Source organism: Rhizobium ruizarguesonis (genome assembly GCF_012349115.1).
Lineage (GTDB): Bacteria > Pseudomonadota > Alphaproteobacteria > Rhizobiales > Rhizobiaceae > Rhizobium > Rhizobium ruizarguesonis.
The window spans coordinates 84,024-105,639 of the sequence record NZ_PQIG01000122.1; the positions used below are offsets into that span (position 1 = coordinate 84,024).

General features: G+C 61.6%; 20 protein-coding genes. 11 read left to right on the forward strand and 9 right to left on the reverse strand.

Annotated elements, in window-relative coordinates; translation table 11 throughout:
* Window positions 1-5 precede the first annotated feature (5 nt).
* On the reverse strand, window positions 6-1,079 hold the full coding sequence (locus tag C3Y91_RS32970; RefSeq protein WP_130769957.1) for an ABC transporter substrate-binding protein: 1,074 nt from the start codon (window positions 1,077-1,079) through the stop codon (window positions 6-8).
* A 217-nt stretch (window positions 1,080-1,296) separates the two neighbouring features.
* On the opposite strand from C3Y91_RS32970, the gene C3Y91_RS32975 reads away from it, so the two are divergent.
* The 5 genes from C3Y91_RS32975 to C3Y91_RS32995 all read left to right on the forward strand — a co-directional run bounded on the left by C3Y91_RS32975 (window position 1,297) and on the right by C3Y91_RS32995 (window position 6,505).
* On the forward strand, window positions 1,297-2,076 hold the full coding sequence (locus C3Y91_RS32975) for an IclR family transcriptional regulator (RefSeq protein ID WP_018496327.1): 780 nt from the start codon (window positions 1,297-1,299) through the stop codon (window positions 2,074-2,076).
* 410 nt (window positions 2,077-2,486) lie between these two features.
* Entirely contained in the window at window positions 2,487-3,839 is a 1,353-nt protein-coding gene (locus C3Y91_RS32980) for an LLM class flavin-dependent oxidoreductase (protein ID WP_130769958.1), read from the forward strand.
* Between the two features lie 10 nt (window positions 3,840-3,849).
* Window positions 3,850-4,701: an ABC transporter permease gene (locus C3Y91_RS32985; protein WP_130662900.1), complete on the forward strand. Its 852-nt coding sequence runs from the start codon at window positions 3,850-3,852 to the stop codon at window positions 4,699-4,701.
* Window positions 4,702-4,741: 40 nt separating this feature from the next.
* Window positions 4,742-5,725 carry an ABC transporter substrate-binding protein gene (locus C3Y91_RS32990; protein WP_130662901.1) on the forward strand — a complete coding sequence of 328 codons (984 nt, stop codon included), beginning with the start codon at window positions 4,742-4,744 and terminating at the stop codon, window positions 5,723-5,725.
* A gap of 9 nt (window positions 5,726-5,734) precedes the next feature.
* Complete coding sequence (locus tag C3Y91_RS32995; protein ID WP_018070676.1) at window positions 5,735-6,505, forward strand: ABC transporter ATP-binding protein; 771 nt, start codon at window positions 5,735-5,737, stop codon at window positions 6,503-6,505.
* A gap of 92 nt (window positions 6,506-6,597) precedes the next feature.
* Here C3Y91_RS32995 and C3Y91_RS33000 read toward each other — a convergent pair whose 3' ends face one another.
* Complete coding sequence (locus C3Y91_RS33000) at window positions 6,598-8,412, reverse strand: chloride channel protein (RefSeq protein ID WP_018070677.1); 1,815 nt, start codon at window positions 8,410-8,412, stop codon at window positions 6,598-6,600.
* Between the two features lie 199 nt (window positions 8,413-8,611).
* On the opposite strand from C3Y91_RS33000, the gene C3Y91_RS33005 reads away from it, so the two are divergent.
* A complete protein-coding gene (locus C3Y91_RS33005; protein ID WP_130769959.1) occupies window positions 8,612-9,043 on the forward strand; it encodes a MarR family winged helix-turn-helix transcriptional regulator in 432 nt (143 codons plus the stop codon).
* Window positions 9,044-9,078: 35 nt separating this feature from the next.
* Here the strand turns inward: C3Y91_RS33005 and C3Y91_RS33010 are convergent, their stop codons facing one another.
* The 5 genes from C3Y91_RS33010 to C3Y91_RS33030 all read right to left on the reverse strand — a co-directional run bounded on the left by C3Y91_RS33010 (window position 9,079) and on the right by C3Y91_RS33030 (window position 13,153).
* Entirely contained in the window at window positions 9,079-9,987 is a 909-nt protein-coding gene (locus C3Y91_RS33010) for a homocysteine S-methyltransferase family protein (RefSeq protein WP_130769960.1), read from the reverse strand.
* Between the two features lie 120 nt (window positions 9,988-10,107).
* A complete protein-coding gene (locus tag C3Y91_RS33015; protein WP_018070680.1) occupies window positions 10,108-10,797 on the reverse strand; it encodes an ABC transporter permease in 690 nt (229 codons plus the stop codon).
* A gap of 12 nt (window positions 10,798-10,809) precedes the next feature.
* Entirely contained in the window at window positions 10,810-11,535 is a 726-nt protein-coding gene (locus C3Y91_RS33020; RefSeq protein WP_018070681.1) for an ABC transporter permease, read from the reverse strand.
* Window positions 11,536-11,547: 12 nt separating this feature from the next.
* Window positions 11,548-12,321: a transporter substrate-binding domain-containing protein gene (locus C3Y91_RS33025; protein WP_018070682.1), complete on the reverse strand. Its 774-nt coding sequence runs from the start codon at window positions 12,319-12,321 to the stop codon at window positions 11,548-11,550.
* 52 nt (window positions 12,322-12,373) lie between these two features.
* Window positions 12,374-13,153, reverse strand: coding sequence for an ABC transporter ATP-binding protein (locus C3Y91_RS33030; protein WP_130665979.1), 780 nt, complete (start codon window positions 13,151-13,153; stop codon window positions 12,374-12,376).
* Window positions 13,154-13,316: 163 nt separating this feature from the next.
* Here C3Y91_RS33030 and C3Y91_RS33035 point away from each other — a divergent pair, with 163 nt between their 5' ends.
* The 5 genes from C3Y91_RS33035 to mctP all read left to right on the forward strand — a co-directional run bounded on the left by C3Y91_RS33035 (window position 13,317) and on the right by mctP (window position 17,866).
* On the forward strand, window positions 13,317-13,781 hold the full coding sequence (locus C3Y91_RS33035; protein WP_003555489.1) for an Lrp/AsnC family transcriptional regulator: 465 nt from the start codon (window positions 13,317-13,319) through the stop codon (window positions 13,779-13,781).
* 123 nt (window positions 13,782-13,904) lie between these two features.
* Window positions 13,905-15,290: a two-component system sensor histidine kinase MctS gene (mctS, locus tag C3Y91_RS33040; protein ID WP_168576294.1), complete on the forward strand. Its 1,386-nt coding sequence runs from the start codon at window positions 13,905-13,907 to the stop codon at window positions 15,288-15,290.
* A complete protein-coding gene (gene mctR, locus C3Y91_RS33045) occupies window positions 15,287-15,931 on the forward strand; it encodes a two-component system response regulator MctR (protein WP_018070685.1) in 645 nt (214 codons plus the stop codon). The genes mctS and mctR overlap by 4 nt, the downstream gene beginning before the upstream one ends.
* Before the next feature lie 272 nt (window positions 15,932-16,203).
* The gene (locus tag C3Y91_RS33050) at window positions 16,204-16,401 is read left to right on the forward strand and encodes a DUF3311 domain-containing protein (protein ID WP_018070686.1); all 198 of its coding nucleotides are present in this window, start codon (window positions 16,204-16,206) and stop codon (window positions 16,399-16,401) included.
* The gene (mctP, locus tag C3Y91_RS33055) at window positions 16,391-17,866 is read left to right on the forward strand and encodes a monocarboxylate uptake permease MctP (protein ID WP_168576295.1); all 1,476 of its coding nucleotides are present in this window, start codon (window positions 16,391-16,393) and stop codon (window positions 17,864-17,866) included. The genes C3Y91_RS33050 and mctP overlap by 11 nt, the downstream gene beginning before the upstream one ends.
* 147 nt (window positions 17,867-18,013) lie before the next feature.
* Here the strand turns inward: mctP and C3Y91_RS33060 are convergent, their stop codons facing one another.
* Both C3Y91_RS33060 and C3Y91_RS33065 read right to left on the reverse strand, forming a co-directional pair.
* The gene (locus C3Y91_RS33060; protein ID WP_168576296.1) at window positions 18,014-19,975 is read right to left on the reverse strand and encodes a HAMP domain-containing methyl-accepting chemotaxis protein; all 1,962 of its coding nucleotides are present in this window, start codon (window positions 19,973-19,975) and stop codon (window positions 18,014-18,016) included.
* A gap of 531 nt (window positions 19,976-20,506) precedes the next feature.
* Window positions 20,507-21,577 carry an LLM class flavin-dependent oxidoreductase gene (locus C3Y91_RS33065; protein WP_130827282.1) on the reverse strand — a complete coding sequence of 357 codons (1,071 nt, stop codon included), beginning with the start codon at window positions 21,575-21,577 and terminating at the stop codon, window positions 20,507-20,509.
* Window positions 21,578-21,616 lie beyond the last annotated feature (39 nt).

Consider the following 21,616-nt stretch of genomic DNA (forward strand, 5'->3'; position numbering starts at 1 on the left):
GCGGATTACTTGGCGGCAAGCAGCTTGTCGAAGAGCGCCTTGTCGTAGTCCGAGTAGATATAGCCGTCAGCCGGGAACTTGTCGGCCCGTGCGAGGTAGCTGCCGATCGTGCTGTCGTCGATGACAGGCAGCGGCACCTTGACGAAGGCCGGAACGTCCTTGCCTTCCAGCGCCTGCACAGCAGTGTAAACGGAAAGCGCGCCGAGCCAGTTGGGCTGCATGGTGGCCCAGCCCTTCAGTCCCTTCTCCTTCCAGAGCTCCAGGAACTGCCTTGCGTTTTCGCCTGTCGTCGGCACCTGGTCGCGGCCCTGGCGCTCGAAGGCCAGCACCGAGCCGGCCGATAGCGCGCCGCCGAGCGACAGCACGCCGTCGATTTCGGGATTGGCAAAGAGTAGGCTGGTCATCGCTTCCTGTGCCGGGGCGACGTTATATTCCGTGTTCGTCTCGGTGATCACCTGGAGGCCGGGATTGGCATCGAGGACCGGCTGGGCGCCCTTGCGGCGGTCGTCGCTCACCGAAATGCCGGCCGGGCCGTTCATGATGATGATCTTGCCCTTGCCGCCGAGCTGGCTGACCATCCACTTGGCAGCGGTCGCGCCCCATTCGTTGGAATCGGTGTTGATCTTCGCCGTCACCTTGTCGGTGTTGACAAGGCTGTCGAAATTCACGACGGCGATGCCCTTGTCGCAGGCATCTGATATGACGCGGTCAAGCGCGTTGGAGGAGCCGGCGATCACGACGATGGCGTCGACATTGGCGTCGATCATCGACTGGATATGCTGGATCTGCGTCTGGGCGTTGCCCTGCGCGTCCGTGATCATCAGGTCCTTCACAAGGCCCGCCTTCTTCAGCTCCTTCACTTCAGCCGTGATGGTGCCTTCGGTCTGCTTCATCCAGGTCGGCACCGAATAGATGTTCGCCCAGCCGATCCTATAGGGCGCCTTCCTGTCACCCTTGATGCAATTGGCGCCGGCCGAGGCCGTGCCGGCCGAAAAGACGAGGAGTGCCGCAGCGGCGGCAGCGCCGGCGAGAAGGTGGCGGCGCAGTGAAGCGGAAATGCCGTTTTCAAAATTCTTCATGTCGTTCCCCTTTTTGTGTGCGGCAGCGTTGACCGCTTGCCATCTATGTCCAATATAATGTACATGTGATCTATATACCGGACGAGGCGATCTTATGCCGATTTTTTCACCTCGCAAGAGGGGTGCAAAAATTTCATTCACTGGGAATGACGGGATCGATTGACAGATGCGGCAGACGGCTTGAAAAGCTTGGCCGGACAAAAAAGGATCGACAGCAATGGATGCAGTTCAGGACGAAGCAGCCGGCAAACGCGCCCGAGGGCTCGACCGCGCCTTCGAGATCCTCGATTTCCTGCGCCAGAAACGGCAGGCCCTGAAGCCGAATGAAATCGCCGCGCAGATCGGCGCGCCGCGCTCGTCGGTTTACGAGCTCGTCAACCTGCTGCTGCAGAATGGCATCCTGGAATTCACCGGCGGCGAGGGGCGTGTCTATCTCGGCCGCAAGCTGTATTTCCTCGGCGCAGCCTATGAGAACCATTTCGACTTTACCCGCGAATGCGAGGCGACGCTGGAACAGCTTGCCGACGAGACGCGGGAGACGGCGCAGTTCTGCATGCTGGATGGAAACAGATACACCGTCGTTCGCATGCGCGAAGGCGCGCGCCCCTTCCGCATTTCGACGGATGTCGGGCAGTCGGTGCCGATCCCGTGGACGGCGTCGGGCCGCCTGCTCGTCGCGCATCTGTCGGATCAGGAGATCCTGAACTTCATTCCGCCGCAGGATTTCCGCCTGCCGAACGGCGAATGGCTCGAGCCGCAAACCTTCATCGCCGAAGTGCGCCAGGCCGAACGTGAAGGTCTCTTCACCTTCAACAGCATCGTCGACAGCTTCACCCACTGTTTTGCCGTACCGGTGCGGGGCGAGGAAGGCCATGCCGCCGCAACGCTCTGCCTCGTCACCCCGCGTGACGATGGCATTGCCAACCGCGACCGCTACCTCGACTGCCTGAAGAAGGCCGCCGCCGGCCTCGACCATGCCCCGACCCGGCCAAAATGAGGCTGATGCCCTGAGCACATCAAGGCATTGATGTCCGATGGCACGGACGCTTGTCGTAAGCCGGCATTCCGTTGCATCCTCGTCAAATCGGGTCATGCTCGCTCCGGCGGTGCTGCAGCGAGCCTAGGACACTAAGAAAACCAATTCCTATTGTCGTCCCAGCCGGGCTCTTCGCCACGCCTGCAGATCCCGCCTGCCGGCCTGCGCTCGCATGCCCCGGAGTAGCCGCCCCGATCGTTGATTTCCGATTTCACGCCAATCCGGGAAATCTATTCACTCTTCCGCCGAAACTATGAAATTAAGTTTCTCTATAAAATTAATAGAGAACGTATTTTAGCAGTCCAACAGCCAATTTTATACTTGGCCTTGGGGAAGGCCGAGCTGTTGACGGCAAACGGAGAGGACACGAAATGACACGGAAAATCAGACTTGGGGCATTTCTTCCCGGCGGCGGACAGCATGTTGCCTCATGGCGGCATCCCGACCAGCCGGCCGACGGCGCGACCAGTTTCGAGTTTCACAAACGTCTCGCCTTGACGGCAGAGCGCGGGCTCTTCGATGCCTATTTCCTGGCCGACGGACTGGCTGTCGGTTTCGGTGGAGCACGCGAAGGCGGCAATGCCCGCGTCGCCGGCTTCGAACCTGTGACGCTGTTCTCCGCCCTTGCGCCCTTCACCACCCATCTCGGCTTTATCGCCACGTCCTCGACCACCTACGAGGAGCCTTACACAACCGCCCGCAAGTTCGCCTCGCTGGATCTGATCTCGGAGGGCCGCGCCGGCTGGAATGTCGTGACCACCACGGGCGACCTGACGGCGCAGAACTTCAACCGCGATACGCAGCTTCCGCATGCAGACCGATATCGCCGCGCTGCCGAGCACGTCGACGTTGTCCGCAAACTCTGGGAAAGCTTCGAAGACGACGCATTCATCCGGGACAAGGACTCCGGCGTGTTCTTCGACCCGTCGAAGCTGCACGACACCGACCATCGCGGCGAACATTTCAGCGTGCGCGGTCCGCTCAACGTTTCGCGATCACCCCAGGGGCATCCCGTCATCGTCCAGGCCGGGCAATCCGAAGATGGACGTGGGCTCGCCGCAGCAACGGCCGAAGTCATCTTCACCGCCCATCAGCATATCGAAACCGCCCAGGAGTTCTATCGGGATATCAAGGCACGTGCCCGCGGTCTCGGCCGAAACCCCGATCACATCCTCGTCATGCCCGGCGTATCCGCTTTCGTCGGCAGGACCGAGGCGGAGGCGCGGGAGAAATACGACCGTCTGACCTCGCTCATCGTCGAAGAGGACGGGATCGGCCTCCTCAATGGTCTGACCGGTGGCACGCTCGACCTGCACGGTTATGACCTCGACGGCCCGCTTCCGCCGGCGCCGCCGACGGAAGGCATGAAGAGCCGCCAGGCCCTCATCCGTCAGATCGCCGATGAAAACAACTTCACCATTCGCCAACTCTATCAGTGGATCGCGTCTGCCCGCGGTCACTACACCATCGTCGGAACGCCCGAACAGATCGCCGATACGCTGCAGAAGTGGTTCGAGAACGAAGCTGCCGACGGCTTCAACATTCTGCCGCCCTGGCTGCCGACGGCGCTCGACGATTTCGTCGATCTGGTCATCCCGGAACTGCAGCGTCGCGGCCTGTTCCGGACGGCCTATGAGGGCAAGACGCTTCGCGAAAACCTCGGCCTGCCTTTCCCGAGCAATCGATGGGCTGCAGGACACGCAGCTCTCCAGGCAGCAGAGTGAGGAGCGGTCGATGTCCTATGAAATCAACCAGGTACTTCCGAGAAGCTTCGGCCGCCTGAAAAGCAGCGAAAGCAATATTTCCATTTTCGCGTCGCAGCTGCGCGGGGTGCTCGCATCGCTTTTGCCGCGCTACGGCCTTCTCATCGGCTTCCTCGTGTTCTGGCAGGTGTCGAGCACCAGGGGCTGGGTCAATCCCGCCATCTTCCCGCCTTTGGACGTCATCCTGTCCGCTCTTTGGACCAATCTGGCCAACGGCGCGCTGCTGGATGACATCGCCATCAGTCTGCAGCGATCCGGAACCGCCTTCGCCTTTGCCGTCGTGATCGGCATTCCGCTCGGCCTGTTCATGGGCCAGATTCGTGCGGTCGAACAGGCGCTCGACCCGATCCTGCAGCTCTTTCGCCAGACCTCGGCGCTGGCGCTCTATCCGGTCTTCATCCTGCTGCTCGGCCTCGGCGAAACATCCAAGATCTTCGTGATCTTCTGGGCCACACTGTTTCCGGTGCTGCTCGCCACGATCGGCGGCGTCAAGGAAGTGGACAAGAAGCTCATCGAGATGGCGCGGACCTATGGCGCCGGACCGCTGACCATCTTCCGCCGCGTCATCCTGCCGGCGTCGGTGCCGGCAATCTTCGTCGGCCTGCGTCTCTCGGCAACGACGGCACTTCTCCTGTTGATTGCCGCCGAGATGATCGGCGCCAACAAGGGCATCGGCTTCCAGGTGATGAACGCCCAGTACAATTTCCAGATCCCGCTGATGTTTGCGGCGATCCTTCTGCTCGCCTTCCTGGGGCTTGCCGCCAATGCCTTGCTCGTTTTGCTGCAGCGCCGTCTCTGCCGCTGGTCTCAGCCGAGCCGCTGATCTGCTTCACCGATTTTCCGCTTCCGAAAGGACCCACCACATGACGTTCCATCCCCGCAACCTCCTCCTACCGGCAATAATCGCTCTCGGCCTTGCCACGCCGGCCGCAGCCACCGATACGGTTAAGCTGCGCTATCTCGCCAGCCAGGGTGGTCTTGCCGCCCATGAACTCGCCGCCGAACTCGGCTATTTCGACGGAACGGGCATCACGCTGGAAAATGTCGGCTACGCCCAGGGCGGCCCGGCCTCGCTGATCGCTCTGGCATCGGGTGATGTCGAGATCGGCAGCGCCGCAACTTCCGCCGTCCTGAATTCGATCATCGGCGGCAACGATTTTGTCGCCGCCTATCCCTCAAATGGCATCAATGACGAGGTCCAGTCGACCTTCTACGTGCTCGAAGACAGCCCGATCAAAAATATCAAGGACATTGCCGGCAAGAGCATCGCCGTCAATACGCTCGGCGCCCATCTCGACTATACCATCCGCGAAGCCTTGCATTCCGTCGGCCTGCCGGCGGACGCAGCCAATCAGCTTGTCGTTCCCGGGCCGCAGCTCGAGCAGGTGCTGCGCTCCAAGCAGGTCGATATTGCCGCCTTCGGCTACTGGCAGACGACCTTCGAGGGGGCTGCGCTGAAGAATGGCGGCCTGCGTCCGATTTTCGACGATACCGATGTGCTTGGAGACATCGCCGGGGGCTTCGTAGTCCTGCGCCGTGATTTCGCTCGCGAGCATCCTGAAGCTGCGAAGATTTTCGTGGAGCAGTCGGCTCGCGCTCTCGACTACGCCCGCGAGCATCCGGAAGAAACCAAGAAGATCCTGGCCAAGGCGCTCGGTGAGCGGGGTGAGAATGCTGATATCGCACAGTACTTCCGCGGCTATGGCGTGCGCGCCGGCGGTTTGCCGGTCGAGCGCGATATCCAGTTCTGGATCGACGTGCTGGTTCGCGAAGGCAAGCTGAAGCAAGGCCAGCTGGCGGCCAAGGACATCCTCTTGACCGCCGACGCCAAGCCGGCAAGCAACTGAGGAATGGTGATGAGCATCGCCGAGGACACGCGTCGCGGGGAGGTGACGATCCGTCACCTTTCCAAATCCTACAGGTTGAACGGGGCACCGCTGCAGGTTCTCAGGGATATCAACCTCCACGTCCGCTCCGGCGAAAGCCTCGCCATCGTCGGCGCCAGCGGCTCGGGCAAGACGACCTTGCTCAGAGTTCTGGCCGGCCTTGAGGATTCCGATACCGGCGAGGTCCTCGTCGATGGCCAGGCGATACGCGGTGTGGGCACAGAACGCGCCGTCATCTTCCAGGAACCGCGCCTTCTGCCCTGGCTGACCGTGCTCGACAATGTCGCCTTCGGGCTGGAAACAAGCGGTCTGTCGCGTGAGCAGGCGAGGGGGCGGGCGCGCCATTATGTCAAGCTCGTCGGCCTGCAGCAATTCGAGGCGGCCTATCCCCGCCAGCTCTCCGGCGGCATGGCCCAGCGCGTCGGCATCGCCCGGGCTCTGGCCGTCCAGCCCGAGATCCTGCTGCTCGACGAACCGCTCGGCGCGCTCGACGCGATGACCAAGATCGGCATGCAGCAGGAACTCGCACGGATCTGGCGCGATGAGGATGTGACGACCATCCTCGTCACCCACGATCTCGAGGAAGCGATCTACCTGGCCGACCGGATCCTCATCCTGCCGCGGGAAAAGGGCGGCGAGCCGCGCCTGATCGAAATCGACCTGCCCCGTCCCCGCGACCGCAGCGCACCGGAATTCGTTCGACACCGCGAAGAGTTGCTGAACCTGTTCGGACTGCACTGAAGTCTTCAAGCGTCAGCGCGCGCCGCATGAGACCTGATCCATGCGGGCCGCGCGGCAATAGGAGTCGCGATGCGGAGGACGCCCGCGGACCGCTATCGCGACTTGCTCTTCGCTCCGGCGGTGAGATACGGGCGCCGATCCAGCTCGGCCGACCTGTAGGAACTGCGCAGCCGCAGCAGATCCTTACGTGCGATCAGGCCGCACAATTTCCCTGAGGCCGGATCGACGATCGGAATGCGTCCGTCGCCCGTCGACAGCATCAGATCGGCGATGAATGCGACCGTATCGTCAGGATGCCCCACCGGAACGGAATCATCCGTCACGTTTTCCGCGAGCGTCTGACTGGCGAGGTCCGGATTCCCCTGCCAGAGCAGAGCGTCGGCTCTCGATACGACGCCGGCCAGCCTGCCTGTCGCATCGACCACCGGATAGATCCGGTGCGTTTTCTGCTGAGAGGCGAAGAAATCGCACGCTTCTCCCACCGTCATGGCGACGGGAAGGGTGTCGACATCGCTGATCATGATCTCCCTTGCTCGGGATAGTTCGAACGGGTCGACGCCATATTCGCGGGTGATGTGCTGACCGCGGCGGGCGATCTTCTCCGTGAGGATCGAGCGGCGCAGCAGCAGGACGGTGACGGCATAGGCCACCACGGTTGCGGCAAGCAGCGGAACGAGCGTGCTGACGTCGCCGGTGATCTCCATCGCAAAGAAAGTGCCCGTCAGCGGCGCGCGCATGGTTCCACCCATCATCGCCGCCATTCCGAGCAGCGCCCAGAAGCCGGGATCGTTGCCCGGCATGACAAGGCCGACCAGCCATCCGAGAGCACCGCCGAAGATGAGAAGCGGCGCAAGCACGCCGCCCGAAGTGCCCGACGACAGGGCAAACAACCAGATGACGGTCTTCACCAGCAGGATCGACATGACAGCCGGGGCGAGCAGCCGGTTGTTGAGCAAGCCATCGATGATGTCGTAACCGACGCCCATTGCCCGCGGTTCGATCAGGCCGCCGAGACCGATGACGAGACCGCCAAGCATCGGCCACCACATCCAGTGGATCGGCAGGGCCTCGAACAGGTCCTCGATCCGATAGAGCAGCGTCGTCAGCAATCCCGATTGCAGACCTGAGATGATGCCCATCGCCGCGCAGGCGAAAATCCCCCACCAGGGCAAGATCACCTGGAAATGGGTCGGGAACAGTGGGCCAGTGCCGAACAGCAGCGGACGCCAGCAGATCGACACGCAGGCGGCAACGGCGACGGGAATGAAGCTGCGCGGCTTCCATTCGAACAACAGCAGTTCGACCGCCAGCATGACCGCAGCGATCGGCGAACCGAAGATGGCCGTCATGCCTGCAGCCGCGCCGGCGACAAGCAGCGTCTTCCGCTCGGCCGCACTCATGTGAAAGAATTGTGCGAAAAGCGATCCGATCGCACCGCCGGTCATGATGATCGGCCCCTCGGCGCCGAACGGGCCGCCGGTTCCGATGGAGATTGCCGATGACAGCGGCTTCAGGACCGCGACCTTCGGCGACATCCGGCTGCCGCCGATCAGGATGGCCTCGATGGCCTCGGGGATGCCGTGGCCGCGGATCTTTTCCGATCCGAAGCGGGCCATCAGTCCGATGACGAGACCGCCGAGCGGCGGAACCAGCACCACCCACAGCGAACGCGGAACGGCAGCCAGAGAGGCGGGCTGGATGCCGATCTCACCGAACCAGATGACATTCGTCACCAGCGCGATGAGGCTGACGAGACACCAGGCAGCAAATGCGCCGGCGGTGCCGACAATGATGGACATGCCGACCAGGAGGAGGACCCGCCGGTCGGTGGTGAAGTCGCCGGCCTCGCGCCGGGAAAGGCCGCCGGTGAAATCGTGCGGCCGGTTGTTTGGTGGATGCTGCGCCATGGAAGCCTCTGCTACGCCGGAAATGGATACGCTTGAGGCGCGTCAATATATCGTGATACGATATAAATCAATGGGTGAAAGCATGAAGGCGAAAATGTCTCATGGGATGCCTCCCTTGACCGGCTGTCGGGTGCCCATCTATTCGAGATGGCGGAATGGCTCCTGACCCTGGCAGCCGTTGCGGCAGAGGAGAAGAGCTTTGAAGAAGACCGCGCCGCTGAGACAGAAGGACTACGAGGCTCTCGCCGATCTCCGATTTGCGCTTCGCCAATTCATGGACTTCAGCGCTTCGGCCGCCCAGTCGGAGGGACTGCCCGCGCAGCAGCATCAGGCCCTTTTGGCGATCAGGGGACAACGGGGCGATGCCATGACCATCGGCATGCTGGCCGAGCGGCTGATTATCGCGCCGCATACGGCGACCGAACTTGTCGGGCGGCTCTCGGATGCGGGACTGGTCGAACGTCATACCGATCCGGCCGACAGGCGCCGCCAGACCATTCTGCTCACTGATAAGGCGGATGAGCTTCTGACGCGACTGAGCGCCGTCCACCTTTCGGAAATAAGGGAGATGGCCCCGAAATTGATCGAGCTTCTCCTCGAACTCCAGAAGACGGCGTCGAACGCCAAATGACCATTGCGAAATAGCCGAGTTCCCGACGTGCCGCTTTAACCCAAAAGCGTCTTCTTGAGTCGATGGATATGGGCGGCACCGATGCCGCAACAGCCGCCGATGATCGTCGCGCCGGCTTCGGCCCAGGAGCAGGCATAGCGCGAATAGGCGTCGTCATTCAGATCGTCGCGGGTCTCGTGCAGGCCTTCATTGGCGGCTGCGTCGCCTTGCTCCCCTTCGAAGGCATTGGCGTAGACGCCGATTTCGATGGAAGCATCCATCTTTCGGAAGACACGCGCTGCCGTCTCTACCGCCGCCTGCATGACTTCGGGCTTGCTGCAATTAAACAGGAGGGCTTCGGCGCCCGATGAAACCGCCCAGGATGCCGCATCCTCGACCTTTTCGCCGGAGCGGAGCTTTGGTTCGCCGCCCCTTATGGCTGCCTCGTCATCGGCCAATGTGAAGGACACCCAGAACGGCTTGCCTGACGTCGCCACCGCCTTGCGGACAGCCTCTGCCTCGGCGATCAGGCTCAACGTCTCGCCGAGCCATATATCGACGAAGGGAGAAAGGTTTTCGACAAGCACCTCGAGATAATCCTGCACCCGCCAAGGCTGAAAGTTCTGCGGCTCGTATGAGCCGAAGATCGGCGGCAGCGAACCTGCAACCAGCACCTTCCGATCCGTGGTGGCGTCGGCCGCCTCGCGCGCCAAGCGACCGGCGAGACGGATCAGCGCCGCCCCCTCCTTCCAGAACCGGTCCTCGCCGATGTGAAAGGGCACGAGCGCGTAGCTGTTTGTCGTAACGACCTCAGAGCCGGCGGCGATGAATTCCTGATGTACCCTACGGACGATATCCGGCGCGTTGATCAGCGCCAATGCCGACCATTCCGGTTGTTTCAGCTCGGCACCCAGCCGCAGCAGTTCGCGGCTCATGCCGCCATCGAGAATTCGCGTCGTGCTCATCAAGAGGTCTCCATTCAGGCTGTCGCGCCGTCAGCGGCGCCGGGCTTTTCATAACAAGGTAGGCGGGGTGCACGTGGTTCGTGCGCCAGGGAATTCATGGGCCAGTCCTTTCCCGTCGGCCTAGCGGCGAACCGGCACCTGCGCTTCGAGACCTCGAAAGACGTGGGCGATCACTGCGGTCAAGGCGAGATAGAAGAGGGTGACGACCAGCAGCGGTTCATAGACGAGCAGCGTGTCCTGCCGAACCTTGTTTGCCACGGCGTAGAGATCCATCACCGTCACCGTAAAGGCGAGCGGCGTCGCCTTGAGCTGCATGACGATCTCTCCTGCAATCGTCGGCAGGGCGATGCGAATGGCGCGCGGCAGCCAGATCCGGCGGGTCAACATCCAGGGCGACAGGCCGAAGGCCCGGCCCGCTTCGAGCTCGCCCTTGGGAACGGCAAGCAGCGCGCCGCGCAACACCTCTGCCTCATAGGCTGCATAGTTCAGCGTAAAACTGACGGCGGCGAAGAAGAAGCCCTCGCGCAGGATCGGCCAGAACAGGCTCTGGCGGATGCCGGGGACCATGGGCAGCAGCGAGCCAACCCCATAGTAGAGAAGCCACAGCTGTATCAGCAGCGGCGTGCCGCGAAAGAAGGTGCAGTAACTCCGCGCCAGGAGCCGCGTCAGCCTGCCGCCGCTGACCTGCGCAAACGCGAGGCCTATGGCGAGGGCGAAGCCGAACACCACGGAGATCACCAGCAGGCAAACGGTCTGCCAGGCGCCGGTCAGAAGCAGCGGCCAATAGGAAGAGATCCAGGTGAAACTCATGGGGCGCTTTCTTCAGGCAAGGCGCGGCTGTCCCCGCCGTACCCGTCCCTCGATCAGTTTGAAGACGACGTTGGAAACAAGCGTGATGGCGAGATAGAGAAGGGCCGAAGCAAGGAAAAAGACGAAGTAATGCTTGGTGCTTGCCCCGGCAAGACGGGTGGCGAGCGCCAGTTCCTGGTAGCCGACGACCGCCACCAGCGCGCTGTCCTTGGTGACCGACATCCACAGATTGGCAAGACCCGGCAGCGCGTTCGGAAGGAGCGCCGGCAGCAGGACGCGGCGGAACCTCAGCACCGGTCCCATGCCGAAGGCCTTGGCGGCCTCGATCTGGCCGACGGGAATGGCAAGGATCGCGCCGCGCAGCACCTCCGTCATGTAGGCACCCTGCACGAAGCCCAGCACGGCGACGGCCGCGACGAAGCCGTTCACATTGACCGGCGGCAGCTCCAACGCGGCGAGCAGCCGGTTGAGGCCGTCGGTGCCGGCATAATAGAGCCCGACGATCAGGATCAGCTCGGGAACGGCGCGGATCAGCGTGGTATAGAGATCGAGCAGCAGGCGCAGCATGCGGTTGCCCGAAAGCTTTCCAAGCGCGCCGCCGGTGCCGAGCAGCAGGCCGATCGCGAAGGCGCAAGCCGAGATGGCGACCGTTGAGACTGCACCTGCCAAAAGAACGCCGCCCCATCCCGGAGGATAGGGAGACAGCAGGTCCAGAATACCCTGTTGCGCGGTCGCCATCGTTCGGACTGCTTACTTCGCGCCGTAGATGTCGAAATCGAAGTATTTCTTGTTGATGGTGTCGTACTGGCCACTGGCACGGACGGCAGCGATCGCCGTGTTCAGCTTGGCTTTCAGCTCCGTGTCTTCCTTGCGCAGGCCGCCCGAAACGCCGGCGCCGAGAATCTCCTTGTCGTCGGCGACGTCGCCCATCTTGGCGCAGCAATCCTTGCCGCCATCGCTTTTCAGGAACGCGTCGAGCGCCAGTGAATCGCCGAAGACATAGTCGATACGGCCGGAGGCGAGATCCTGGAACGCCTCATCGAGCGTCTGGTAGGTCTTTTCCTCGGCAGCGGCGGCGAAATACTTCTTGTAATATTCCGACTGGATCGTCGACACCTGGATGCCGATGGTCTTGCCCTTCACGTCCTCGGCGGTGGCGCCCGGCTTCTGGTCCTTGGGGCCGATCAAGGTGCTCGGCGTGTTGTAATATTTGTCGGTGAAGTCGATCACCTTCGAGCGTTCCGCGGTGTTCGACATCGATGACCAGATCACGTCGAACTTCTTGCTCTGGAGAGCCGGAATGAGACCATCCCAGGAAATCTCGACGATCGAGCATTTCTCCTTCATCTCTTCGCATACGGCATTCATCAGGTCGATTTCCCATCCCTGCCATTGGCCCGAGGCGTCCTTGGCGAAGAAGGGCGGATAGGATTCGTTCATGACGCCGAAGCGGACTTCGGCCTGTGCGGTGACGGCGGAAAGCACGAGTGCCGCACCGGCGAAAAGCGTGGGAAGCAGTTTCATTCGCAGGATTCTCCTGGTTTGTGTTGTGTTGTCGTTGAGAGCTCGAAATGCATCAGTGGGCGCTGAGGCCGGTGAACTCCCGGCAGCGGGCGCTGACAGGCGCGCCGAATATCTGCTCCGGCGGGCCTTCTTCCTCGATCCGTCCCTGATGCAGGAAGAGAACACGGCTGGAGACATCCCGGGCGAAGCGCATTTCATGCGTGACGATCAGCATGGTCCGGCCTTCTTCCGCGAGATCGCGGATGACTTTCAGGACCTCGCCGACCAGCTCCGGATCGAGCGCCGAAGTCGGTTCGTCGAACAGCATGACATCAGGATCGACGCACAGCGCTCTCGCAATCGCCGCGCGTTGCTGCTGACCGCCGGAGAGGAAAGCGGGATAGGCATCGCGCTTGTCGAACAGCCCGACCTTGTGGAGCAGGGCCTCGGCTTTTTCGATGGCCTCGCGTCGCGACATGCCCATGACGTGCACCGGCGCCTCGATGACATTTTCCAGCACCGTACGATGGGCCCAGAGATTGAAACTCTGGAAGACCATCCCGAGCCCAGTGCGTATCCGTTCGATCTGCCGCCAGCTGCGCGGCTGCAACCGGCCGTCCCGCCCCATCTTCAGCGCAATCTCCTCGCCGTTCACGGCAATGCGGCCACGATCCGGCGTTTCCAGGAAATTGATGCATCTGAGAAAGGTGCTCTTGCCGGAGCCCGACGAGCCGATGATCGAAATCACGTCCGACTTGTGGGCTTGCGCCGAAATACCCTTGAGAACCTCTTGCGAGCCGAAGCTTTTATGAAGATCTTCGACACGAAGAGCAGGAAAGGGTTGATCTGGCATGCATGGTTCCGGCTGAATTGAGCTTGCGAAGGATAATGATAAAATAACGCGGTTTTTTCGCGCAGTTTTCATCTATTCTGCATATTTTATGCAAAATAATCTTCCTCGTGCGGCAAGTACGGCAGAATGCGTGAATTGCTGCGGCGAGAACCAGGATTGGACAATGGAACAACTCGATCGTTTTGACCGTGACATTCTCGATATCGTTCAGCGCGACTGCCAGCTGAAAGCCGAAACGATCGCCGAACGGATCGGACTGTCGGTCTCGGCCGTGCAGAGGCGGTTGAAGCGACTGCGCGAGGAAGGGATCATCAAGGCGGAGGTAGCCGTCGTCGACCGCAAGGCGACGGGCACAGCAATGGTGTTCATCGTCGGGATGGAGATCGAGCGGGACAATTACGACGCGCTGGCGAAGTTCCGCCTCTGGGCGGAGAAGCAGGATCACATCCAGCAGGTCTATTACGTCACAGGCGCGGTCGATCTGATCGCGATCGTCACCGCCCGCGACGTCGAGCATTATGACGATATCGCTGCCTTGATCATGGCTGACAATCCGCAGATCCGCCGCATGCACACGAATGTCGTGTTGCGGGACGTCAAGCTCGGCCTGTTCGTGCCCCTGGACTAGCGCGCACGCGATGCCCCGCCGGCATTGGTTCCGGCTGCCACGGATCGGGACGCCGACAAGCCGCTGGACTCGCATTTGACAAAGGGCATAATTCCCGGCGCAAATTCTCGGGAGGAATGATCGTTGACGTTACGACACCAGATCATCGCATTGGCGATCGTTCCACTCGTCATTTCGATCCTTGCGATCACCACCTTCATCACCTGGCAATCGGCAAACCTCGCCAAGAACAGCATCGACACGTTCGAACAGAACATGCTGAAGACCAAGGAAGCCGAGATCCTCAACCTGACCAACCTTGCCCTGTCCGCCATCCAGACGATCTATGACAATGCCGGTCCCGACGATGAAGCCGCCAAGCAGCAGGTGGCGGCGATCCTGACCTCGCTCGACTACGGCAAGGACGGATATTTCTTCGTTTACGATTACGACGGCAACAACATCGTCCATCCGCGCCAGAGTTTCCGCCATGGGCACAATTGGCTCGACCTCACCGATCCGGATGGCGACAAGGTCATTGCCGAATTGATCGCCACGGCAAGAGCGGGCGGGGGCCTGCATCAGTACAAATGGCAGAAACCATCGACCGGACAGATCGCCGACAAGCTCTCCTTCGTCGTCAGTCTCGACAAATGGCACTGGGTCGTCGGCACCGGCGTTTACCTGGATGACGTCTTTGCCCAAAGTGCTGCCGCCAACGCCGGGATGCGCGCCAACATAAAACGGACCTTCATCATCGTCGCGCTGATCGCCGTGCCTTCGGTGCTTGTCGTTTTCACGACCTGCATGCTGCTGACGTTCCACGAGCGCCGCATGGCCGACAGCCGGCTCAAGCAGCTGACACAGCGGGTCATCGATACGCAGGAAGAAGAGCGCGCGCGGCTAGCCCGCGAGTTGCACGACGGCATTTCCCAAAATCTCGTCGGCGTGCGCTATGCGATGGACCTTGCCGGCCGCAAGGTCAGGACCAATGTCGACGATGCGGCTGTCACCATCGACCGCGGTGTCGAGGCGCTGAACGGCGCCATCAAGGAAATCAGACGGCTGTCGCACGATCTGCGCCCGCGCGTGCTCGACGACCTCGGCCTGACGGCCGCGCTGGAGGCACTCTGCTATCATTTTGCCGAGCGGACGGGGATCGAGACGAAGATCGACGCCTCAGGCTTCATCGACACGCTGAAGGCCGAAGCCAATACCGCGCTTTATCGTGTCGCACAGGAAGCGTTCAATAATGTCGAACGCCACGCGGGCGCCTCCAAGCTTGCGGTCAAGCTCTGGAGCGATAACGGCCGCGCCCGCATGACCGTCACCGACAACGGCAGTGGCTTCGACGGCATCAAGGACGGTGTGTCCGGCAGATCAGGTCTCGGCCTGCGCAACATGCAGGAGCGAATGGCCCACTTCCGCGGCCTGCTGCTGATCAACAGCAGCGAGGCCGGCACGACGCTGACGGCGATGCTGCCGAAATCGGCTAGTCGTCCCGCCGATCGGCAGGCAGAAGCTGCATGACGGAACGCCCGAAAATCAGGGTGCTCTTGATCGACAACCATCCGCTGGTGCTGGACGGGTTGAAGGCCGTGCTCGAAACATTCGACCATATCGAAGTTGCCGGCACGGCGGGGCTCGCCCAAGCGGGGCTGGAGATCGGCCGGCAAGTCCTGCCGCAGGTCGTGCTGATGGACATCAACATGCCGAAGCTGAGCGGCATCGATGCGATCGAATTGTTCAGGAACGAACTTCCCCAGGCGCGGGTCGTGATGCTCTCCATGCATGACAGCCGCGAGTATATTTCCTCCTCGGTCATGCATGGCGCTGCCGGTTACATCCTGAAGGACGTTTCGACGGACGAGATCGTCTCGGCGATCGAGACCGTGGCGGGTGGGGGGACATATTTCTCGTCCGGTGTCTTCGACGCGCTGATGGGCGAACGCGCAGAGGAGGGAAGCGATCCCCTGACACCGCGCGAACGCGACATTCTCGGGCTGATCGTTGCCGGCAGAAGCAACAAGGAGATCGCCGAAACGCTCGGGATCACCTCCGCCACGGCGGAAACCCATCGCAAGAACCTCAAGAAGAAGCTCGGTATTGCCACCACAGCGGGCCTCATCCGCTATGCGCTCGATCACGGCATCGTCTCGAAAGTCGGATAAATCGCGTCTACCCAGTTCTGGGTAGGCCTCGGCATTTCAGTGCCGCCTCGATCTTGCGAGCTTAAAACCGGCGCCATAGGACTCCATCCACGGCTGGCCAAGTGCCAGCCGTTGGGAGGAATTCACATGCGTTACATCAGCTTCCGATCGGTCGGAAAACCTCGAGCGACCCGTGCCGGGCCTGCCGCGGCCGCCGGCTGACAGACCTGCCTTCCACGCCGACAACTGGAACATGGCGACCGCCGCCCGCGGCGCCTGAAAGGTATTCCGACATGGAAAAACCACGTAGCAAGGCAGCGCTCTGGCTGCTTGTCATTCCCTACATAGGTCTGCTCTGGCCGCCATTTTACAATGTCCGCGAGCCATCTCTTTTCGGCTTTCCCTTCTTCTATTGGTATCAGCTTCTCTGGGTGCCGATCACCGCAGCGCTGACCTGGATCGCCTATCGGAGCACTCGCCATGACGACTGACATCAACGGCACGGCGCTTGCCGTCTTCATCTTCTTTTTCGTGCTCGTCACCGTCATGGGCTTCGTTGCCTCTCGTTGGCGTAAGCCGGAAACGCTGGCGAGTATAGACGAATGGGGCCTGGGCGGACGCAATTTCGGCACCTGGATCACCTGGTTCCTCGTCGGCGGCGATTTCTATACCGCCTACACCGTGATCGCCGTCCCGGCGCTGGTCTATACCGTGGGAGCCTACGGCTTCTTTGCGCTGCCCTACACCATCGTCGTTTATCCCTTCGTCTTCATGGTGATGCCCGTTCTGTGGAAACGCGCCAAGGATTTCGGCTATGTGACGGCTGGCGACGTCGTCCACGGTCAATACGGATCGCGCGGTCTCGAACTCGCCGTCGCGGCAACAGGCGTCATCGCCACCATGCCCTATATTGCCCTCCAGCTCGTCGGCATGACGGCGGTGCTGAAGGCGCTCGGGCTGCATGGTGAACTGCCGCTGGCGATCGCCTTCATCGTGCTGGCGCTCTACACCTACTCCGCGGGCCTGCGCGCGCCCGCCCTGATCGCCTTCGTCAAGGACATCATGATCTATATCGTCGTGATCGCGGCCGTCGCACTGATCCCGTCGAAACTCGGAGGCTACGCCAATGTCTTTGCCTCGGCCGATGCGGCCTTCCAGGCCAAGGGTTCCGGCAACCTGCTGCTCGGGGGCAATCAGTATGTCGCCTATGCCACGCTCGCCTTGGGTTCGGCGCTCGCGGCCTTCATGTATCCGCATACGCTGACGGGCATCTTTGCCTCCAACAGCGGCAAGACGATCCGCAAGAATGCGATCATGTTGCCCGCCTATACGCTGCTGCTCGGCCTTCTGGCGCTGCTCGGCTATATGGGGCATGCCGCCAACCTGAAGCTCGACAGTGCCAATGACGTCGTTCCCACGCTGTTCAAGACGCTGTTTTCGGGCTGGTTCTCCGGCTTCGCCTTTGCGGCGATCGCCATCGGTGCGCTGGTGCCGGCGGCAGTGATGAGCATCGGCGCCGCCAATCTCTTCACCCGCAATTTCTGGAAAGCCTATGTCGATCCTGACGTCAGCGATGCGGGCGAAGCGAAGGTCGCAAAGATCACCTCGCTCGTCGTGAAGATCGGTGCGCTTCTCGTCATCATCTTCCTGCCGACGCAATTCGCACTCGACCTGCAGCTGCTCGGCGGGATCTGGATCCTGCAGACGCTTCCGGCGCTGGTCTTCGGCCTCTATACCAACTGGTTCCGTGCACCCGGCCTGCTTGCCGGCTGGTTCGTCGGCTTCTGCGGCGGTACTTTCCTCGTCTGGGATGCCGGCTGGAAGCCTCTGCATCTGATCAGCCTCGGCGGTGAACCCTTCACCGTCTACACGGGACTGCTGGCGCTTGCGGCCAACATCGCCGTTGCCGTCCTGGTCAACGCCCTGCTTCCGGCCAAGGCTCCGGTCCGGGCCTAGAGCATGATGTCGAAAAGTGTGAGCGGTTTTCGGACAATATCATGCTCACCTTCTTGATCCAAAAATGCCAAGGGCAGCAAACGCTGCCCTTCGCAAAATTATGCCGCTTTGGCGTTCCAGCATAAGCTGGAGAAAGATCAGGGCGACTTAAAACTCTTCCCAGTCGCCGGCCAATGCTGCATTCCCATTCGTCTGGAACGACTTACCCACCTTGGCAATCATCTGGCGCGCAGGCGAGGGCGCCGGTTGAGCACGGGGCGCCGCGGCAGCGGGCTGCGCTACGCGCTTCGGTGCCACCGTTCCGCCAATGTTGAACTGGCCCAGCAGCTGGAACAGCGCGTCGGCTTCCTTGGCGAGCTTGTGGGCGGCCGCTGTGGCTTCTTCCACCATGGCGGCGTTCTGCTGCGTCCCCTGATCCATCTTGTTGACAGCCGTATTGATCTCTTTCAGCCCCGTCGCCTGCTCTTGCGAAGCGCCGACGATGGCCCCCACATTGCCGTCGACCTGCTGTACCTGCTCGGCAATCTCTTTCAGCGCCCTTCCGGTCTCGCCAACCAGGGCCACGCCGCTTTTGACGTGGCCGTTCGAAGCGTTGATCAGTTCCTTGATTTCTTTTGCCGCCTTGGCGGAGCGTTGCGCCAGCTCGCGCACTTCCTGAGCGACAACGGCAAAGCCCTTGCCTGCCTCACCGGCACGGGCGGCTTCGACGCCGGCATTGAGCGCCAGCAGGTTGGTCTGGAAGGCGATTTCATCGATGACGCCGATGATGCTGCCGATTTCGGTGGCGGAGGATTCGATCTTGCCCATGGCATCGACCGCATCCCGAACGACGCTGCCCGACCGCTCGGCACTATCCTTCGTCTTGCGGACGAGCTGGCCGGCTTCCTGAGCCTTGTTGCTCGAGTCGGCAACGGTGGTCGTAATCTCTTCCAGGGCAGCGGCGGTTTCCTCCACCGAGGCTGCCTGCTGTTCGGTCCGCTTGGCGAGATCGTCCGAGGCCGAGCGGATTTCCTGTGCACCGGCGGCGATGGCGCTGGCGTTCTGGGCAACCTTCTGCATGGCGGCACGGAGCTTTTCGACCGCAGAATTGAAGTCGGCGCGGAGCTTTTCCAGAGACGGAATGAACGGAGTGCCGATCTGCTGTGTAAGGTCGCCGTCAGCCAGCGCCTGCAATGCATCGCCAAGCTGACCGACAGCCTGGTCCGTCTGCTCGGCAAGGGTGCGGCGTTCATCGGCATCCTGCTCGAGCCGATGCCGCTCCGACACGGCTCTCTTCGCCTCGGCGTCGGCTTCCCGTTCGGCCTTTGCCGAAATTGCGTCGCGCAGCCCGGCCACGGCCCGTGCGAGCTTGCCGATCTCATCGCCTCGCGCTTCGAGGCGGCGATCGCCATTGAGATTGCCGTCCGCCATCGCCTTCAGCGAAAGCTGAAGTTTTGCCAGCGGGCCGACGATCGTGCGTGCGGTCACACCGGCGGCAACGAGTGAAAGAACAGCCGCAATGCCAAGCGCGGTCAGGGCCAATGGCTTGAAGCCGCTTGCCGTGCTGCGAACCTCGCCGCCAATCGATTTGTTCAGCGCTTCCTGATAGTCGATGAATTTGTTGATGGCGCCAAGCCAGGCAACGAAAGCCGGTCGCGCCTGTTCGAGCAGGATCTTGCGAGCGGCTTCGCCATCGCCCTTCTCCTGCAGTGCAATAATCTGGGCGACCAGAGGATTGGTCTTCGCCTGGATGTCTGCAATCTCACCGAGAACGGTCTTTTCCTGTTCCGTCGCACCGGCCGGAGAGGCAACCATATCCGCCATGCGCTTTTCATTCTCGGCGTAGGAGGCGGCCAGCTTCTCGATCAATGCCTCGGCGGTCTTCCGTTCATCGGCAGACGTCACCAGAGTGACGTCGCGGATGGCGATTGCCCGATCATGCACGCTGCCGCGATAGTTGATGGCAAACCGCTGCTTCACGCTGTTGACGTCGTTGATGGTTCCAAGCTTATCGTTGATCTGCGCAACTTTTTCCGTCGAATAGATGGTCAGGCCGACCATCAGCAAAAGGAGAACGCTGAAGCCAAGCGCCAGGCGCGCCACAACCCCGAAACTCATGATATTCTTCATATGCACTCTCCCCTCGCGGTGAGGTTTGTTGGAAGGATGTCTCGGCAGCCAGGATTGCTTGTCATGTCTCATTCAAATGCAGAGCCTCGGTGTCTCCGAGTGCATCCGACAGGCACCCCTGTGCCCGGAATCGCGCTTGAGATACGGGACATCCGTCAAAGCAATAAAAGCCGATTTTGATGCGAAATTCGGGTGCCTGGCCCGCCATCATGGCGGAGGTGACGGCCCTCAAAGAACGTCGTCCCGATATCTAAAAAAAATTAGAGGAATATATTTTAGAGAGTGTAAACGGAGCCGGCAGAGCATGGCTATAGCGCTCTATTTGGATAGCATTTGCGCTTTTCGGATGGACAATTTGACGAGCGCTCTCCCGGTAGTTGCGAAATCCTCGGACTCCCCTGCGCAACAAGGCTTTGCGGCTTGCCTGCGACTACGCGACGCCGTCCTGGCACCGGGGTAGTGATTTGCCGAAAGGTCTCGGCAATCGGCATGAATTGCAGCTGCGGTGCCGGAGCGTTGGCGCTTCCGGCTTCAGCCGCGTAGCAGCGGAAGAAGCTGATCGCCCTGCCGCTTGATTTCGGAGAGATAGGGCGTGTCGGACAGCACGAAGTGGGTGATGCCGAGATCCTGATATTTGCGCAGCGAACGGGCGACGTCTTCAGCCGAACCGACCAGCCAGGTGGTGCCGGCTCCGCCGCCTCCGAACTTGCCCGGCGCGGTATAGAGGTTGTCGTCGAGGACGTCGCCGCGCTCATGCAGATCGAGCAACCGCTGCTGGCCGACGGCGAGCGCGCGCTGGTGATCATGCCAGCCGGTGCCCTTGCTTCTGGCCATCTCGGCGACCTTCGCCTCGGCGTCAGTCCAGGCCTGTTCGGTGGTGTCGCGGACCAGCGTCGTTATCCGCAGGCCGAATTCCAGCGGCGGGAGGTCGCGGTCCAGTTCTCTGCTCAACGCCTTGAGCCGCGCGATCCGTTCGCCGACACCGTCGAGCGGCTCGCCCCAGAAAAGCTGGACATCGGCCTCGGTGGCGGCCACCCGCTCGGCCGCCTCCGAAGCGCCGCCAAAATAGAATTTGGGGTGCCGGCGGTCGCCGCGGACCTGGATGCGTGGCACCACGGTGGAGTGGGCAACCCGGAAGTTCTCGCCCGCCGAGGTGACATTGTCTTCGGTCCATAATCTTCGGACCAGCCGCATGAACTCCTTGGTGCGACCGTAGCGGTGCGCCTGATCGCCCTCGCTGTCGCCGTAGGCAGGAAGGTTGTCCTTGCCCGACACGATGTTGATCCGCACGCGGCCGCCGGTCAGATGGTCCAGCGTCGCTGCCGCGGAAGCGAAATTCGCCGGTCGCCAATAGCCTGGACGGATCGCAATGAGCGGTTCGAAGGTGGTCGTCCGGGCGGCGAGCGAAGTTGCGACGGTAAACGTGTCGGGGCGGCCCCAACCGGTGCCGATGAGCGCGCCCTTCCAGCCATGTTCCTCCAGCGCCTTTGCGTGGCTGGTCAGCGTATCCAGGCTGTTGTGGTTCTCGACGGCGGAATCGCCGCGATGGCCGGCTTTGACGTCGTTGGGAATATACCAGAGAAATTCGGAATTATTGCTCATGCGATGCTGCGGTTCTGTGTGGTTGGAACAAGGAAACCA

Excerpts from the sequence above, each read along its gene's own strand:
- C3Y91_RS32970 (WP_130769957.1), bottom strand. The coding sequence starts at position 1,079 with ATGAAGAATTTTGAAAACGGCATTTCCGCTTCACTGCGCCGCCACCTT.
- C3Y91_RS32975 (WP_018496327.1), top strand. The coding sequence starts at position 1,297 with ATGGATGCAGTTCAGGACGAAGCAGCCGGCAAACGCGCCCGAGGGCTC.
- C3Y91_RS32980 (WP_130769958.1), top strand. The coding sequence starts at position 2,487 with ATGACACGGAAAATCAGACTTGGGGCATTTCTTCCCGGCGGCGGACAG.
- C3Y91_RS32985 (WP_130662900.1), top strand. The coding sequence starts at position 3,850 with ATGTCCTATGAAATCAACCAGGTACTTCCGAGAAGCTTCGGCCGCCTG.
- C3Y91_RS32990 (WP_130662901.1), top strand. The coding sequence starts at position 4,742 with ATGACGTTCCATCCCCGCAACCTCCTCCTACCGGCAATAATCGCTCTC.
- C3Y91_RS32995 (WP_018070676.1), top strand. The coding sequence starts at position 5,735 with ATGAGCATCGCCGAGGACACGCGTCGCGGGGAGGTGACGATCCGTCAC.
- C3Y91_RS33000 (WP_018070677.1), bottom strand. The coding sequence starts at position 8,412 with ATGGCGCAGCATCCACCAAACAACCGGCCGCACGATTTCACCGGCGGC.
- C3Y91_RS33010 (WP_130769960.1), bottom strand. The coding sequence starts at position 9,987 with ATGAGCACGACGCGAATTCTCGATGGCGGCATGAGCCGCGAACTGCTG.
- C3Y91_RS33015 (WP_018070680.1), bottom strand. The coding sequence starts at position 10,797 with ATGAGTTTCACCTGGATCTCTTCCTATTGGCCGCTGCTTCTGACCGGC.
- C3Y91_RS33020 (WP_018070681.1), bottom strand. The coding sequence starts at position 11,535 with ATGGCGACCGCGCAACAGGGTATTCTGGACCTGCTGTCTCCCTATCCT.
- C3Y91_RS33025 (WP_018070682.1), bottom strand. The coding sequence starts at position 12,321 with ATGAAACTGCTTCCCACGCTTTTCGCCGGTGCGGCACTCGTGCTTTCC.
- C3Y91_RS33030 (WP_130665979.1), bottom strand. The coding sequence starts at position 13,153 with ATGCCAGATCAACCCTTTCCTGCTCTTCGTGTCGAAGATCTTCATAAA.
- C3Y91_RS33035 (WP_003555489.1), top strand. The coding sequence starts at position 13,317 with ATGGAACAACTCGATCGTTTTGACCGTGACATTCTCGATATCGTTCAG.
- mctR (WP_018070685.1), top strand. The coding sequence starts at position 15,287 with ATGACGGAACGCCCGAAAATCAGGGTGCTCTTGATCGACAACCATCCG.
- C3Y91_RS33050 (WP_018070686.1), top strand. The coding sequence starts at position 16,204 with ATGGAAAAACCACGTAGCAAGGCAGCGCTCTGGCTGCTTGTCATTCCC.
- mctP (WP_168576295.1), top strand. The coding sequence starts at position 16,391 with ATGACGACTGACATCAACGGCACGGCGCTTGCCGTCTTCATCTTCTTT.
- C3Y91_RS33060 (WP_168576296.1), bottom strand. The coding sequence starts at position 19,975 with ATGAAGAATATCATGAGTTTCGGGGTTGTGGCGCGCCTGGCGCTTGGC.
- C3Y91_RS33065 (WP_130827282.1), bottom strand. The coding sequence starts at position 21,577 with ATGAGCAATAATTCCGAATTTCTCTGGTATATTCCCAACGACGTCAAA.